At 66.3% G+C, this 14,917-nt stretch carries 15 protein-coding genes; 11 read left to right on the forward strand and 4 right to left on the reverse strand.

Annotation, left to right across the window (positions count from 1 at the left end):
• Positions 1-162: 162 nt before the first annotated feature.
• Positions 163-780 (forward strand): Crp/Fnr family transcriptional regulator, encoded by a 618-nt coding sequence (locus NMP03_RS03265; RefSeq protein WP_256507108.1) that lies wholly within the window; start codon positions 163-165, stop codon positions 778-780.
• Positions 781-809: 29 nt separating this feature from the next.
• Here the strand turns inward: NMP03_RS03265 and NMP03_RS03270 are convergent, their stop codons facing one another.
• On the reverse strand, positions 810-3,191 hold the full coding sequence (locus NMP03_RS03270; protein WP_256507109.1) for a hypothetical protein: 2,382 nt from the start codon (positions 3,189-3,191) through the stop codon (positions 810-812).
• A 132-nt stretch (positions 3,192-3,323) separates the two neighbouring features.
• On the opposite strand from NMP03_RS03270, the gene NMP03_RS03275 reads away from it, so the two are divergent.
• Entirely contained in the window at positions 3,324-4,691 is a 1,368-nt protein-coding gene (locus tag NMP03_RS03275) for a M24 family metallopeptidase (protein ID WP_256507110.1), read from the forward strand.
• On the forward strand, positions 4,688-5,419 hold the full coding sequence (locus NMP03_RS03280; protein WP_256507111.1) for a phosphatase PAP2 family protein: 732 nt from the start codon (positions 4,688-4,690) through the stop codon (positions 5,417-5,419). Before NMP03_RS03275 ends, NMP03_RS03280 begins: the two co-directional genes overlap by 4 nt.
• On the opposite strand, the gene NMP03_RS03285 is transcribed toward NMP03_RS03280, so the two are convergent.
• Positions 5,371-6,282 (reverse strand): diacylglycerol/lipid kinase family protein, encoded by a 912-nt coding sequence (locus NMP03_RS03285; protein ID WP_256507112.1) that lies wholly within the window; start codon positions 6,280-6,282, stop codon positions 5,371-5,373. The two genes, NMP03_RS03280 and NMP03_RS03285, sit on opposite strands and share 49 nt — an antisense overlap.
• Positions 6,283-6,379: 97 nt before the next feature.
• Complete coding sequence (locus tag NMP03_RS03290; protein ID WP_256507113.1) at positions 6,380-7,354, reverse strand: alpha/beta fold hydrolase; 975 nt, start codon at positions 7,352-7,354, stop codon at positions 6,380-6,382.
• A gap of 198 nt (positions 7,355-7,552) precedes the next feature.
• Between NMP03_RS03290 and NMP03_RS03295 the strand changes: the two genes are divergently transcribed.
• The 3 genes from NMP03_RS03295 to NMP03_RS03305 all read left to right on the forward strand — a co-directional run bounded on the left by NMP03_RS03295 (position 7,553) and on the right by NMP03_RS03305 (position 8,812).
• Entirely contained in the window at positions 7,553-7,915 is a 363-nt protein-coding gene (locus NMP03_RS03295; RefSeq protein WP_256507114.1) for a hypothetical protein, read from the forward strand.
• Positions 7,916-7,953: 38 nt separating this feature from the next.
• On the forward strand, positions 7,954-8,214 hold the full coding sequence (locus tag NMP03_RS03300) for a hypothetical protein (RefSeq protein ID WP_256507115.1): 261 nt from the start codon (positions 7,954-7,956) through the stop codon (positions 8,212-8,214).
• Positions 8,215-8,308: 94 nt separating this feature from the next.
• Positions 8,309-8,812, forward strand: a complete 504-nt coding sequence (locus tag NMP03_RS03305) for a YciE/YciF ferroxidase family protein (protein WP_256507116.1) — start codon at positions 8,309-8,311, stop codon at positions 8,810-8,812.
• Between the two features lie 43 nt (positions 8,813-8,855).
• On the opposite strand, the gene NMP03_RS03310 is transcribed toward NMP03_RS03305, so the two are convergent.
• Positions 8,856-10,313, reverse strand: a complete 1,458-nt coding sequence (locus NMP03_RS03310; protein ID WP_256507117.1) for a helix-turn-helix transcriptional regulator — start codon at positions 10,311-10,313, stop codon at positions 8,856-8,858.
• Positions 10,314-10,471: 158 nt separating this feature from the next.
• On the opposite strand from NMP03_RS03310, the gene NMP03_RS03315 reads away from it, so the two are divergent.
• The 5 genes from NMP03_RS03315 to ahpF all read left to right on the forward strand — a co-directional run bounded on the left by NMP03_RS03315 (position 10,472) and on the right by ahpF (position 14,743).
• Positions 10,472-10,741, forward strand: a complete 270-nt coding sequence (locus NMP03_RS03315) for a GlsB/YeaQ/YmgE family stress response membrane protein (RefSeq protein WP_256507118.1) — start codon at positions 10,472-10,474, stop codon at positions 10,739-10,741.
• A gap of 17 nt (positions 10,742-10,758) precedes the next feature.
• Positions 10,759-11,289, forward strand: coding sequence for a hypothetical protein (locus tag NMP03_RS03320; RefSeq protein ID WP_256507119.1), 531 nt, complete (start codon positions 10,759-10,761; stop codon positions 11,287-11,289).
• Positions 11,290-11,577: 288 nt separating this feature from the next.
• Positions 11,578-12,381: a SirB1 family protein gene (locus NMP03_RS03325; RefSeq protein WP_256507120.1), complete on the forward strand. Its 804-nt coding sequence runs from the start codon at positions 11,578-11,580 to the stop codon at positions 12,379-12,381.
• A 123-nt stretch (positions 12,382-12,504) separates the two neighbouring features.
• Entirely contained in the window at positions 12,505-13,068 is a 564-nt protein-coding gene (ahpC, locus tag NMP03_RS03330; protein WP_256507121.1) for an alkyl hydroperoxide reductase subunit C, read from the forward strand.
• Positions 13,069-13,156: 88 nt separating this feature from the next.
• Positions 13,157-14,743, forward strand: a complete 1,587-nt coding sequence (ahpF, locus tag NMP03_RS03335) for an alkyl hydroperoxide reductase subunit F (RefSeq protein ID WP_256507122.1) — start codon at positions 13,157-13,159, stop codon at positions 14,741-14,743.
• Positions 14,744-14,917: the final 174 nt, after the last annotated feature.

Here is a 14,917-nt window from a genome sequence, read left to right on the forward strand (position 1 = left end):
TAACACGGATCAATGTCCTAAAATGTTAAATGGGTGTAGTGCAGTGATATGGGCAATCGGTTCGTACAAAAATTGCGTGAACTCAGTGCCCTAAGCACCGACGACATTGCTGCATTGGAGTCTGCGACTTCGCGTACGCGAACCTTTGTCGCGCGGCAGGACTTGATCCGCGAAGGCGATGAGCCGGGGCCCGTGTTCGTCATCCTCGAAGGGTGGGCGTGTCGGTACAAGATCCTGCCATCGGGTGCGCGGCAGATCATGGCGTTCATGATACCCGGCGATTCCTGCGACTTGCACGTCAATCTGTTGCCCGAAATGGATCATAGCATCCAGGCGATCACCACCGCGACGGTCGCGACGATCCCGAAAGCGACGATGCAATCGCTCATGGCCGACCACCCGGCGATCGCGCGCGCGATGTACACCGCGCAATTGATCGACGAGAGCATCATGCGATCGTGGATCGTCAGCATGGGGCGACGCAGCAGCATCGAGCGAGTCGCGCACCTGATGTGCGAGCTGTACCTACGCGCCTACAGCATCGGGCTGGTGACCGATGGCGAAGTGGCGCTGCCACTATCGCAGCTGGTGCTGGCCGATGCGCTCGGAATGACCTCGGTGCATATCAATCGCGTGTTGAAGGAGCTGCGCCTCGCGGGAGCAATGGCGCTCCGGCGCGGCAGTCTCGACATCATCGATCCGGTGAAGCTGATCCAGATCGCGGGCTTCGACGAAAACTACCTGCACCGCCGGCTGCGCACCGGGTCCGACCGCCACTAAGGCAACGCGCTCGCCACCGAGCGATGGGCTTAGGACGGCTTTGACAAGGTCAACCCGACGATCGCGTCGGGGGCATCGTGCAATCGCAGGAACAAGGTATCGCCGGCGGGGCGAGGGAGCGCGATCGATGCGCCGACGAAGCCGATCGGCACCGCGACGGGGTCGGCAAAATCGGCGGTCTGGCTGATCGCGGCGATCAGGAACAGGCTCCGTCCCGACAGCGCGCATTCGGCCTCACCGGGTGCGCAAGCCACCCCCGTGATCTCGGGAAGCCGGACCACATGCGCGAGCGGCTGCCAATCACTTGGCGCGTCGCCATTGAGCAGGCGGAAGCGCAGCGGCCCCGATACGTCGTGATCGAACAGCTTGTCGGCGCTCGCGCTGGCGACGACGACGTCATCGCCGACACGCTGCAGCGCGCCCGATGCGAAATCGAGTCGCGCGACGCTGCCGTCCTTGGCGGCAAGCTCGATCCCCTCGCGCAAGGGGCCGTTGGCCACGCGGAACGAGAAGGCGAGCCTGCCCCGTTCGGGTAGCAGCGCGTCGGGCAGGGCGATCGGCAGCACGCCCTGCGCCGGTTGATACGCCGCCTCGCGGCTGATGAGCGTCGCCGACGGGCGCGGCGGGGCGATCGTCGCGGTGACGCGAAGCCTGCGTCCGTCGCGCAGCGTCGCGGTCGCGGGGACGGCTTTCCCCGGCGTCAGGCCGGTGAGGGCGGTCTCGGCGCGCATCGTCATCCGATCCCCCTGTTCGCCGCGGCTGACATCGCCGGGGGCGAAGCGGTGCTCGCCGACATCGAGCTGCGCGACCTGGTCGAGCCGGCTGCCGCGCAGCACCGCCTCCCGGTCGCCGAGATGCACGACGAAGCGATCGAGCCGGCTCGCCTCGACGCGGCCCTTGAGCGCGATGCGTTGCATCGGCGCGGCGCCGTGGCGCGCGATGGTCAGCGTGAAGGCGCCGGGCGCCGCGGTTCCGAGCGGGAGTTTGGCCTCGATCGCGTCGGCGGCGGTCGCCGTCCAGGCCGGGTGCCGCTCGCTTCCCTTCGAATCGCGAAGCGTCAGCTGCGACACGCACGCCGCCGCGCCGCCCTTGAGCGTCAGCCCATGCTCGCGCCCGACCACGATCATATCGTCGGGTTCGGCGTGCCAGGCGTCGGGCGCGTCGAGCACGAGCGGCAACCGCGGGCCAGAAAAGCGATCGAACCCCCATTTGCCCTGGAGCACCCCGCCTTCGATCCCGGTCAGCGCGGCGACCGCGTCGAGGCTGGCGGGGCGAAGGCCGCCCGCGGCGACATCGACCAGCACGGGAATCTCGCTAGGCTTGCCGCCGACGGTGACCGCGATGGCGAGGTCGCGCGCATAGTTGGTGGCGAACAGCAAAGACGCATCGTCGAGCGGGATCGTAACGTCGGATCGTGCGAGGCAGATCGGGGTCCGGCTGCCGGGCTGCCAGCTCGGCGGCGTGGCGACGCCGATCGGCGGCAGCGGGGCGAGCAGCACCGACCGCGGATTCTGGAACGACGGCGGGGCGTTGAGCTTGAGCTGGAGGTCATCGCCGCGCGCGACGGTCAGCGCGGGAAGATACTGGTATTGCGCGGTGCGGAAGGCGCCGAACAGCCGCGCGACGTCGCGCGCCAGCCCGATATAGGGGCTGTAATAGCCGGCGCCCGCCTCGGGGGTGGCGGCGATGCGATAGGCGACGTCGACCGGGGTGCCGGTGAGCGTCTCGGCCAAAGTGGTGCCGCGCTGCGCCTGCAGCACCAGCGTTTCCTTGTTCTGTGTCAGGCAGCTCGCCTGCAGCGCGCGGGGACGGGTGAGGCATTCGGTGTTGAGCTTGATCCCCAGCGCCTTGGCAAGCAGCGGCGCGGCAGTGGCGAGCTCGCCGGGGCGGGTGTCGGCGATCGTCCCGACGGTTGCGACGAAGGTCTCGAGCCGTGCCTGGTCGAGCGAGGCCTGGTGCAGATCCTTGGCCGCGCGCACGAACACGCCGGGGCGGCCGCGCACCCCGTCGCGCACCGCGTCGAACCCGCCCCCGGTCTGCGGTGCGAGCAGGATCAATGCCTGTTCGGCGCCCTCGGGCACCGTGAGTTCGAGGACATTGCCCTTCGATTTCCAGGTTTCCGCATGTTCGAACCAGTCCTTGGGCGGCGGATTGGCGGCGCCGCGCAGGAAGGTGCCGATCAGCAGATAGCGTGCCGACTTGGTATCGGGCAGCAATGCCTTGGCCGACAGCCGGTCGCCCGCGCGCAGCGACGGCACCGCGGTGATCGGCAGCGTCACGCCGTCGCGCGTCACGGTGATCGAGAGCACCGGCCCGTCGAGATCGAACCCGCCTTGCTGTTGCTGGGCAAGGGCATCGCCGGTGAGCACCAGGGCGATCGCGGCGAATATCGGAATAAGCGGGCGGATCATCGGCGGGGCTATAGGGCACCACCCACGCGGCGGCAAAGCGATGCGGCGGACCGGCGGCTTGACGGTGGCGCAATGCGCGCGTTGCTGTAGCCTGCGAACCGACTGGACGACTGCGGGGGTGCGATGTTTGCGATGACGATGGCTTGGCGCGCGGCGCTGTTCCTTGCCCTGACGAGCGTGCCGGTGGCCGCGAGCGCGCAGCAGGAGGTGCGCCCGGCCTACCCGCCGGTGTTGCCGCTGCGCGAGCGGGCCGCGGTGATAGACGGCTGGCTGAGGGAGCGTCTCGATACCGTGCTGCCTGCGATCATGCGCGAACAGGGTGTCGACATGTGGGTACTGGTCGCGCGCGAGAATTTCGAGGAGCCGGTGATCGCCTCGATGCTCGATGCCGAGAGCATGGCGGCGCGGCGGCGGACGATCCTGGTGTTCTTCGATTCGGGTGAGGGACTGCCGTTCGAGCGGCTGACGGTCAGCCGCTACCCGCTCGGCGATCTGTTCGAAGCCGATTGGGATCCTCACATCCAACCCGACCAATGGAAGCGGCTTACCGAGATCATCGCGGTGCGAAACCCCAAGCGGATCGCGATCAATTCGTCGCGCCGCACCGCCTATGCCGATGGCATGACGCTCAGCGCGCATGACGAGATGATGGCGGCGCTGCCCGAATCGCTCCGCTCGCGCGTGGTTCGCGACGAGACGCTGGCGGTGCGCTGGCTCGAAACGCGCACCGCTGCCGAAATGGCGCGCTATCCGCAGATCGTCGCGCTGGCGCATGCGATCATCGGCGAAGGGCTGTCGGACAAGGTCATCACCCCCGGCGTCACCACCACCGACGACGTGGTGTGGTGGTTCCGCGAACGGATCGCCGCGCTCAAGCTCGATACCTGGTTTCAACCTTCGGTCGCGGTGAGCCGCCGGGGGGTGAAGGATACGCTCGACGGTGACACGGTGATCGCGCCGGGCGACCTGATCTGGACCGATTTCGGCATCGAATATCTGCGGCTGCACACCGATACCCAGCAAAACGCGTATGTCTTGCGGCCCGGCGAGACGCAGGCGCCCAAGGGGCTGCGCGACGGCCTGGCCGCCAACAACCGCGTCCAGGATGCGCTGACGACGTCGTTCCGCGTCGGCGACAGCGGCAACGCGATCCTGGCGCGCGCGCGGGCCAAGGCGATCGCGCAAGGGCTGAACCCCAGCATCTATTCGCACCCGATCGGCTATCACGGCCATGGTGCGGGCACCGCGATCGGCTTTTGGGACAATCAGCAGCCCGACCCGCGCGGCGACTATCCGCTATACCCCAACACCGCCTGGTCGATCGAACTTGCCGCCACTGCCGCGGTGCCCGAATGGGGCGGCCAGCTGGTATCGTTCAAGACAGAGGAGGATGCCTATTATGACGGCAGCCGGGTCACCTATCTCGACGGACGCCAGACCGACTTATACCTGCTAGGCGGCACTCCCACCGCCAATCTCAAGCCCGGAATCCCCAAATGATTGCAAGCGACAGCGACGGTACCTGGCTGCACCGGCTGGACACGCGGATATTGGTCACGCTGCTGATCGTCATCGTCGCGCTTGGCGGTTTTGCCTATGTCGCGTCCGAAGTCGCCGAGGGCAATCCGCTGGCGATCGACCGGTGGCTGCTGCTCCTGCTGCGCAGCGTCGCCGATCCCGGGACGTCGATCGGTCCGCGCTGGTTCTCGCACGCGATGGTCGATTTCACCGCGCTGGGCGGGGGGACCGTGCTGACGCTGGTGACGTTCTTCATCACCGGATACCTCGTGGCGCGGCGCAAGCTCGCGCTGGCGATGTTCGTGGCGTCGTCGATCGCCGCGGGCGGGCTGCTCAATGCGCTGCTCAAGACCGCCTTCGTCCGCGCACGGCCCGATATCGTTCCCCATCTGGTCGAGGTCAGCTCGGCGAGCTTTCCCAGCGGCCATGCGATGAATTCGGCGATGGTCTATCTGACCGGGGCAGCGTTGCTCGCTAGCGCCGAACCCAGCCGGCGGGTTCGGGTTTTCCTCATTACCGCCGCGCTGGTGCTTACCTTGCTGATCGGATTTTCGCGGGTGTTCCTGGGGGTCCATTTCCCCACCGACGTGCTGGCGGGATGGGCGGTAGGGATCGCCTGGGCGGTCGCGGCTTCATGGGTGGCCGGAATATTGCAGCGGCGTCACACGATTGAGGGCGCCGAGGGCACGACGACTTCGATCGCGCGCTGAGCGACGCGCACCGTCACCGGGGTGCGCGCCAGATTCTCGCCGTCGATCGAGATATTCTGGTGCGGCCGGGTGCGCAGCCGCAACTCGCGCCCGCGGAACTCGACGGTATTGGCGCTGCGCGACTTCAGCTTGAAGAATTTGGCGTACCAGTCGAACGCCAGCCGCATCAGGCTGCGCCCGGTCACCGCCTGGATGACGATGTCGCCGCTATCGACGTCGGTGGTCTCGATCAGTTCGACCCCGCCGTGGAAGCGGCCGTTGAAGATGCGGACTTCGCTCGCCCAGGTGCGGTGCTCGCCATGTTCGTCCTCGACGGTCAAGCGGAACGGGCGGAAGTTCAGCAGGCACCACAGCGCCCAGCCGAGATAGCCGACGCGCCCGAGGTAGCGCTTGAGCTTGTGCGGAACGGTGTCGCCGATCATCGGCGACAGCCCCAGCGCGGCGGCGTTCACGAAATAATCGTCGTCGATCATGCCGAGGTCGATCCGGCGCAGCCGTCCTGTGACGATCGCGTCGATCGCGCCGTCGAGATCGAGCGGCAACCCCAGCGTCCGCGCGAAGCTGTTGGCGGTGCCCAGCGGCAGGACCGCGAAGACGCAATCGGTGTTGGCGACGTCGTCGACCAGCCGCGACAGCGATCCATCGCCGCCGCCGACGATCACCATCGGCGCGCCGTCGCGCACGGCTTCGCGAACAAAGTCGTTGAGCTTCGACGGATCCTGCACCGCATGCGAGGCGATCAGCGTGATCCCCGCTTGCTCGAGCTTTTCCTTGGCCTGGTGGCACAGCGCCTCGCCCTTGCGCGAATGCGCGTTGACGATCAGCACCGCCTCGCGGGGAATGGGACGGCTCAACGCTTGCAATCCGATCGTTTACGCAACGGTACCGTCTCCTTCGTGCAGCGATACGCCCTGCACCGGTCGTAAGCCGGCAAACCGCTTTCGGCCATAGCCGCGAAAACTACGCGCGATCGGCAACCGCCAGGATCGCCGCCGCGACGCGCGCCGGATCGGTGTGATGCACCATATGCCCCACCCAATCCATCCGCGTCGCCACCGCACCAGGCAATTGCTCGGCAAGCTTCGCCGATTGATCGGCCTGTACCACCAGCTTGTCGCCAACGCCCCAGACGATCGCGATCGGCAGATCGAGTTCGGCGTAGCGCGGCGAGAGGCGCGCCGCCGATGCGGGCATTTGGCCGCTGTCGATCGCGGTTGCGCGCAATTGCGATGGGCGCAGCATCAGCGTGAAGGGTATGTCCTTCAGGAATGCTTCGGTGGGGTCGGCGGGCGAGAAGACGAGCTTGTTGCCCAGCGGACCGGTCAGCCGGGTCTGCAGCGGCGCGACGGTGTTGGCGATCACGTCACCCAGGCCGGGCGAGCCCGCGACCGCCGCCATCACTGCGTCGGGACGCGGCGTCGCGAAGAAATAGCCCGACAGCAGCGCAAGCCCGCCGATCGCGTCGCGATGATCGAGCGCCCATGCCAGCGCGGGGAGGGTGCCCCAGCTATGCCCGACGACGATCGGGCGATCGATCCCGAGCTTGGCGCAGGCGGCGACCAGCAATTCGGCCTGACGCTCGGGCGTCCAGTCGATCCCGCGAGGACGCGGGGTATAGCCATAGCCGGGGCGATCGAACGCGATCACGCGATGCTGTTTCGCGAGAAGATCGATCAGCCCGCTGACGACGAAATCCTCGACCAGCGAGGCACTGCCGTGGATCAGTACGATCGCCGGTCCGGCGCCGCGCTGATAATAATGCACCGGCATCCCATCGACCTCGACGAAGGCACCGATCGGCGGGTGATCGCGCTCGGCACGCGCTGCCGACCAGCGGTTGAAGATCGCCGCACCGGCCAGCGCGGCGATGCCTGCGCCGAGCCAGGTTGCGGGGGTGTTGCGGGCTATGTCGTTGGGTTTGCTTGCGTTGGCCATGATGATCCTCGATCCGAAAGATGGGGCAGTCGACCGAAGCGAATCGGGCGGGTTCGCGACAACGGCGGCGCGGCCGTCGATACCCGCACCAACCATGGGTTTTGCCGAACGTTCCGCGCCGAAAGAGATACCGCAGCAACGCCGATACCGCAGGAACGCCCGGTCGCGGCGATGGTTGAGCGGGGGAGGAGTCTTTCCATGACCGACGATCCAGCTTCGACATCGAACACCCCGATCCCGTCGCGCCCGACCGCGACCGCGATCGGCGACGGCCCCGGCTATTCGGGGCAGGACCATGGCACCGCCGACCAAAGCGATCCCGACCGTGCACGCAAGCCGGCGCTTGCCGCCGACGAACAAGCGACGCGCGGCGCGGTTGCATCGGCGGTCGATCTGCGCGGCCTGCCTGCCGATGCCGGCTATCGCGGCGCGCCGCAGCAGGGGACGGGCGAAGTCCATGGCAGCGGCGCTGGCGCTGGAGGCGGCAATCCCGGCGAGGATTATGACAGCGATACCGGCGGCGACCAGAGCGAAGATCAGGGCGTTCCGCCCTCGATCTGACCGCACGCCACAACCATTTCCCCTTTGAAGGATAGAGCATGAGCGACAAGCAACCGATGCAGGCGAGCGGCCAGGATACCGACCGCAATGCGCCCGACGGCGTCAGCGATACCAAGATCAGCGGCAAGACCAGCAGCGAAAGCTCGGGCGCTGCCTATCCCAACCCGCACACCGGCAAGGACGGGAACCCCGATGCCGACAAACATGGTGGGCAGACCGAGATCGCCTATCATGGTCCGGGGCAGCTGGGCGACCAGAAGGTCGGCGAAACCAAGAATGCGGTGACCGAGGGCAACTAGCCCAGGTTTCGCGAGCGGCCTGGAACTATGCCGCCAGGCCAGCCGCTTAGCAATCAGGACCGAGCGCCCCGCTCGGATGATCAGGAGTTTTTGTATGTCGACCCCCGAAACGCTGAACGACATCTATGTCGACGAACTCAAGGATCTGTATTCGGCGAACGACCAGATGCTGAAGGTCGTCAAGAAGATGACGACCAAGGCGAGCGATGCCGCGCTGAAGGAAATGCTGACCAAGTCGCATGAGGGCATCACCGCGCATACCGCGGTGATCAAGGAACTGATCGCCGGACAGGACGAGAAGGTTTCGAAGGAGCATTGCAAGGGCATGGAAGGGCTGGTTGCCGAGGCGACCAAGCATGTGCTCGAAGAGGGGCCCAAAAAAGGTCCGATGCTCGATGTGCTGATCATCGCGCAATATCAGCGCATGACGCATTACGGGCTGGCCGGCTTCGGCACCGCCGCGGCCTATGCCAAGGCGCTGGGCCTGAAGGACGACGACAAGAAGCTGCGCGCCGCGACCAAGGAAATCTACGGTAGCGACGAATATATGACACGGCTCGCTGAAACCACGGTGAACATCGACGCCAAGGACGCCTGACCGGTTGCGCCCGCCCCGGCAGTGCCGGAGCGGGCGGTTCCTTTCAATCGCGGCGCGTGCCCATGCCGCGCTCGCGTCCCCATACGACCGCGCCGCTGCGGCGGTTCACCCCGATCTTGGCATAGAGCCGCGCGACATGGTTGCGGACGGTGTTGCGCGACAGCCCGAGCTGCACCGCGATCGCATTGTCGTCGAGATCGTCGCAGATCAGCTCGAGGATCTCGCGTTCGCGGGGGCTGAGGTTGCTCGGGGGAGCAGGCGCCTCGGGACGGCGTAGCGTTGCGAGCTTGTCGAGGATCGAATGGCTCAGCCAATTGGCGTCCTTCATCACCGCGTCGATCGCATCGGCCAGTTCGCGCTCGCTTTGCTTGCGCGAGGTGACGTCCTGGCACACCCACAATACGCATGGCGCGCCTTCGACGCTGATCGTCTCGGCCGAAATCAGGCAGTCGATCGGAGCGCCAGTGCGCGAGCGCAGGATCGCTTCGGCGTCGCGGACCGCGCCCAACTCGACCAGTTGCCGCTCGAGCGACTGGCCGAGCTGGGGGTCTTCCCATAGCTGCAGATCGTCGGCGGTCTGCCCGATCGCCTGACGGGCGTCATGCCCGGTGAGCGCGCGGAACGCCGCGTTGACGCTCGCAATCCGGTGATCGCAATCGGCGGTCACCACCATCGCGACCGGCGCCATTTCGAAGACCGAGCGAAGATGATGCTCGCTTGCGGCAAGCGCCTGCTCGGCGCGGCGCCTGGGTTCGAGATCGGCGAAGGTCAGCAGCAGCGAATCCTCGCCGGTGACGTCGATCGGCTGGCCCGCGAACAGCACCAGCCGGCGCGATCCGTCGGCGACGCGAAGCTCGGCCTCGGCCTGCGCGACGATTTCGCCCTCCTCTATCCGGCGGCGCACCGCGACCGGATCGGCGAGATTGGCGAGCAGGTCGAGCCCGAACAGCGACTTGCCGGTGAGTGCTTCGGGGGTGAAACCGGTCAGCGTCTCGAAGCCGGCATTGACCTGGACGATCCGCTGGTCATGCAGCCGCACGACGATCGCGGGGGCGGGGTTGGCGTTGAACATCGCCGCGAACCGCGCCTCGGCATCGAACCGCGCCGATACGTCGTCGATCACCAGCGCGAGATATTCGGCTTCGCCGCCGTCGATATCCATGACGACATCGCGCACCTGGTGGATCCAGCGCGCCTGATCGTCACCCGCCGGTGCGACTTCGACGATCAGGTCGGGGAAGCTGTCGCCCGCGAGCAGGCGGAAGAGCGGATATTCACGATGCTTGAGCGGGCGATGGTCGTGGGTGCGCAGGGTGAAGCGCTCGGCATAGCCCTCCGCCGTCGTACCCAGTTCGGCCAGCGTGCCCACGCCGTGCATTCGAAGCGCGGCGGCGTTCGCGCTCAGGATCGTTCCCGCGGGATCGATCAGGATCACCCCGTCGAGCAATTGCGCGGTCAGCTGTTCGAGATGACGGAGGGCGGGCTGGTCGGGGTTGGTCATGCCAGCACAAGCGTTCGACCGCGGTCGCCGTTCCTTGGCCGTGCACCAATCCACTTGGTGCTGCCGCATCAAGTCGGACCGGGCACCGGCTCGGGCCGATCTGAACATCGTCGCCCATCGGCGGTTTAGCCCTCACGAAACAAGCGAAGGGAAACACCATGGGCATTATCGTCCTTCTTGTCGTCGGCGGATTGATCGGCTGGGTCGCCAGCATGATCATGCGTACCAACGGCCAACAAGGCATCATCCTCAACATCGTTGTCGGAATCGTCGGCGCGTTGCTTGCAGGGTTCATCATCACCCCGCTGATCGGCGGCAGCCCCATCACCAGCGGCGAAATTTCGATCCAGTCGGTGCTGGTGTCGCTGGTCGGCGCAGTCGTGCTGCTTGCCATCATCAACATGTTTCGCCGCGGTGCGGTACGTTGAATTCAGGAGATCACAACATGACCACCAATGTAGCTTCGGCAATGTTCGACACGCCAGCAGAAGCCGACCGCGCCGTCGCGGATCTGCGCCAGGCCGGCGTCCCCGATGCCGCGCTGTCGATCGTGACTCGCCACGACGGCGTCAACAGCACCGCGCATGGCGATGGTGAAGCCGTCGACGACGGCCAGGGAAGCGTGATGCGCGGTATCCTGGGCGGCGGCGCGCTCGGCGCCGGGCTCGGCATCGCGGCGCTCGCCATTCCCGGCGTCGGACCGCTGGTCGCCGCAGGGGCGATCGCGGCTACGGCAGTCCCCGGCGCGATGGCGGTCGGTGCGGCAGCGGGCGCGGTTGCGGGCACCGCGAACGAGACGCTGCTCAACCACGGCATCGATGAGGAAGACGCCGGCTATTATGGCGACCATCTGGGGCGCGGCGGCGTGCTGGTGTCGGTCGAGGCGAATTCGGGCACCGTGTCGGGCGAGACTGTTACCGACATCCTGTACCGCAATGGCGGCCACAGCTCGCGGCGCTCGCGTCTCACGACCTGAGGTGGCCTAAGGCCAAATAAGCGAAAGGCCGCCCCTTGCAGGGCGGCCTTTCCATTGTCGACTGAAGCCGGCAATATTTAGGCGCGAAGCCGTCCCGCCGAGGCGATCATGGTTGTGCCCGAAGCCGCATTCAGTGCGTGACAATGAGACATTCGATCACCTCCTTTCGATTGTTGACGATTGCTGGAAGATGGCCCGCGCCAGCGTCGATGCAAGGTTGTAGCGCGAATAATCGACCGTGGTGTTCCATGGTTGGCGTTCGGCGGGTGCCGACCCCATCTTGATGGCATGAACGATGACCTCATCCAGCTCGGCCTGATCGACGATGCCGAGATACTGCTCGCCGATGCCGCGCTCGCGCTTGCGCTGCTCGATCATCCCGACACCAATCCCGCGCCCTATTACGACATGATCGAAGCCGCCGCGGTGCGGCTCGAGGCAATGAACGGTGGCGCGACCGACGCCGATGACCGCGCCGACAGCCTGGCGGCGGTATTCGGCGACGAGCTCGGCTTCGTCGGCGACGAGCAAAGCTATGACGATCCCGCCAACGCCGACCTGATCCGCGTCATCGATCGCCGCCGCGGGCTGCCGATCAGCCTGTCGATCGTGTATGTCGCGGCGGCGCGCAGGCTTGGCTGGGAGGCCAACATCCTCGACGTGCCGGGGCATGTGCTGGTGATGGTGGGGACCGAGGTGGTGCCGGTGATCGTCGACCCGTTTCGCGGCGGGGCGCGGGTGGGGCGCGAGCGGCTCGCGGCGATGGTGGCGGCGTCGGTGACGGGGGCCCCGGCGGCGGCGGCGCATGTTTCGGTGATGCCAAACCGCGCGGTGCTGGTGCGGCTGTTGCTCAACCAGGCATCGCGCGCCGAACGCGCAGGGAAAGGGCGCCGCGCGCTCGAGCTGTATCACCGGATGACGATCGTCGCGCCGAGCTTCGCGCAACCCTGGTGGGAGCGGGCGCGGCTGGAAATGGTCGATGGCGACATCGCCGGCGCGCGCGTGAGCCTGACCGCGATGCTCGAAATCACGCGCGATCCTGCAGTGCGGCAGCGCGTGACCGACACGCTGCGCGGGTTGCCCGTCGCTTGAGCGCAAAACGTCGATAACCAGGCGGGTTATATCGATCGAAGCGATTACTGCGATGCAACATTACTATTTTGCAGTGCAGCATGTGCGCCTATATCGGAGCTTCAGAATTCAACGGAGGTTCCCATGACGCTCATCGGCAGCAAGCTGAAACCATTCACCGCCCAGGCATACAAGCAAGGCAAGTTCGTTTCGGTCAGCGACACCGACGTCGCGGGCAAGTGGGCGGTGTTCTTCTTCTACCCCGCCGATTTCACGTTCGTATGCCCGACCGAGCTGGAAGACCTGGCCGACGTGTACCCCACGCTGCAGCGCATGGGGGTCGAGGTCTTTTCGGTCTCGACCGACACGCATTTCAGCCACAAGGCATGGCATGACAGCTCGCCGGCGATCGGCAAGATCGATTATTACATGCTGGGCGACCAGAACCATGTGATCAGCAACAATTTCCAGATCCTGCGCGAAGGCCAGGGCCTGGCCGATCGCGGCACCTTCGTGGTCGATCCCGAGGGGGTCATCCAGTTGATGGAAGTCACGTCGGAAGGCGTCGGCCGCAACGCCGCAGAGCTGCTGCGCAAGATCAAGGCGGCGCAGTATATCGCGGCGCATCCGGGCGAAGTCTGCCCCGCCAAGTGGGAAGAGGGCGAAGAGACGCTCGCCCCCAGCCTCGACCTGGTCGGCAAGATCTAACCATCCTGCCCATTAGGGTGATCGCGGCCCGGGGTGGAATTCGCTTTCCGCTTCGGGCCGCTTCGTATCTGAACCACGGGAGTTTCCTATGCTCGACGCCAATCTGACGCAGCAGCTGAAGGCCTATCTGGTCAATATTCGCGAGCCGATCGAACTGGTCGCGAGCTTGGGCGACGATGCCAAATCGCGCCAGATGGGCGAACTACTGAACGAAATCGCCGCGCTGTCGGACAAGGTAACCGTCGTCACCGGGCACGACCGCCGCACCCCCAGCTTCATGATCCGCCGCGTCGGCACCGACATCGGCGTTCGCTTCGCCGGCCTGCCGATGGGGCATGAATTCACGAGCCTGGTGCTGGCGCTGCTCCAGGTGGGCGGCCATCCTTCGAAGGCGGCGCAGGACCTGCTCGATCAGGTCCGCGGGCTCGAGGGCAGCTATAATTTCGAGACCTATTTCTCGCTGTCGTGCCAGAACTGCCCCGACGTCGTGCAGGCGCTGAACCTGATGGCGGTGCTCAACCCCGGCATCACCCACACCGCGATCGACGGCGCGCTGTTCCAGGACGAGGTCAACGAGCGCAAGGTGATGGCGGTGCCGACCGTCTATCTGAACGGCGAAACCTTCGGCCAAGGCCGGATGGAGCTCGAGCAGATCGTCGCGCGGCTGGACACGGGCGCGAGCAAGAAGGCCGCGGCCAAGATCGCGCAGAAGGACGCGTTCGAGGTGCTGATCGTCGGCGGCGGCCCTGCGGGTGCGGCGGCGGCGATCTATACCGCGCGCAAGGGCATCCGCACCGGCATCGCCGCCGAGCGCTTCGGCGGTCAGGTGCTCGACACGATGGCGATCGAGAATTTCATCTCGGTCCAGCATACCGAGGGCCCCAAGCTCGTCGCGCAGCTCGAACAGCATGTCGGCGACTATGACGTCGACGTGATGAACCTGCAGCGCGCGCAGAAGCTGATCCCGGCGACCAGCGAAGGCGGGCTGCACGAAGTGGTGCTCGAAAACGGGGCGTCGCTCAAGGCGCGGTCGGTGATCCTGGCGACCGGCGCGCGCTGGCGGCAGATCAACGTGCCCGGCGAGGAGCAGTACAAGAACAAGGGCGTCGCCTATTGCCCGCATTGCGACGGCCCGCTGTTCAAGGGCAAGCGCGTTGCCGTGATCGGCGGCGGCAATTCGGGGGTCGAGGCCGCGATCGACCTTGCCGGCATCGTCGCGCATGTGACGCTGATCGAATATGACAGCGCTCTGCGCGCCGATGCGGTGCTCCAGCGCAAGCTGGCGACGCTGCCCAACGTCCAGATCGTCACGTCGGCGATGACCACCGAAGTCTTGGGCGACGGCGAAAAGGTAACCGGGCTGGTCTACAAGGACCGCAGTGGCGACGCGAGGCATCAGGTCGCGCTCGAGGGCATCTTCGTCCAGATCGGGCTGGTGCCCAACACTGAGTGGCTGCGCGGCGCGGTGGGCTTGAGCCAGCATGGCGAGATCGAGGTCGATCATCGCGGCCACACCTCGCAGCCGGGGATCTTCGCGGCGGGCGACGCCACCACGATCCCGTTCAAGCAGATCGTCATCGCGATGGGCGACGGGGCAAAGGCGGGGCTGTCGGCGTTCGATTATCTGATCCGCTTGCCTGCGGAAGAGACGCGCGATTGGGAACAGGCGGCTTGACGCCACGGCTGGCGTGAGGCGCGGCGGGAGCTTCCGCCCGACCTCACGCCAGCCGTGGCGCGTCCGGACCAATCTTCAATCGAGAATCGCGCAAGTCGACATTGAGCCGGTGCCCGAAATCGGTAGGTTGCGCCGCGAATATGACGACGCCGCCGATCGCCGCGCGGCGCGGAC

This window comes from Sphingomonas qomolangmaensis, assembly GCF_024496245.1.
Classification (GTDB): Bacteria; Pseudomonadota; Alphaproteobacteria; order Sphingomonadales; family Sphingomonadaceae; genus Sphingomonas; species Sphingomonas qomolangmaensis.

Excerpts from the sequence above, each read along its gene's own strand:
- NMP03_RS03270 (WP_256507109.1), bottom strand. The coding sequence starts at position 3,191 with ATGATCCGCCCGCTTATTCCGATATTCGCCGCGATCGCCCTGGTGCTC.
- NMP03_RS03275 (WP_256507110.1), top strand. The coding sequence starts at position 3,324 with ATGACGATGGCTTGGCGCGCGGCGCTGTTCCTTGCCCTGACGAGCGTG.
- NMP03_RS03280 (WP_256507111.1), top strand. The coding sequence starts at position 4,688 with ATGATTGCAAGCGACAGCGACGGTACCTGGCTGCACCGGCTGGACACG.
- NMP03_RS03290 (WP_256507113.1), bottom strand. The coding sequence starts at position 7,354 with ATGGCCAACGCAAGCAAACCCAACGACATAGCCCGCAACACCCCCGCA.
- NMP03_RS03295 (WP_256507114.1), top strand. The coding sequence starts at position 7,553 with ATGACCGACGATCCAGCTTCGACATCGAACACCCCGATCCCGTCGCGC.
- NMP03_RS03300 (WP_256507115.1), top strand. The coding sequence starts at position 7,954 with ATGAGCGACAAGCAACCGATGCAGGCGAGCGGCCAGGATACCGACCGC.
- NMP03_RS03305 (WP_256507116.1), top strand. The coding sequence starts at position 8,309 with ATGTCGACCCCCGAAACGCTGAACGACATCTATGTCGACGAACTCAAG.
- NMP03_RS03310 (WP_256507117.1), bottom strand. The coding sequence starts at position 10,313 with ATGACCAACCCCGACCAGCCCGCCCTCCGTCATCTCGAACAGCTGACC.
- NMP03_RS03315 (WP_256507118.1), top strand. The coding sequence starts at position 10,472 with ATGGGCATTATCGTCCTTCTTGTCGTCGGCGGATTGATCGGCTGGGTC.
- NMP03_RS03320 (WP_256507119.1), top strand. The coding sequence starts at position 10,759 with ATGACCACCAATGTAGCTTCGGCAATGTTCGACACGCCAGCAGAAGCC.
- NMP03_RS03325 (WP_256507120.1), top strand. The coding sequence starts at position 11,578 with ATGAACGATGACCTCATCCAGCTCGGCCTGATCGACGATGCCGAGATA.
- ahpC (WP_256507121.1), top strand. The coding sequence starts at position 12,505 with ATGACGCTCATCGGCAGCAAGCTGAAACCATTCACCGCCCAGGCATAC.
- ahpF (WP_256507122.1), top strand. The coding sequence starts at position 13,157 with ATGCTCGACGCCAATCTGACGCAGCAGCTGAAGGCCTATCTGGTCAAT.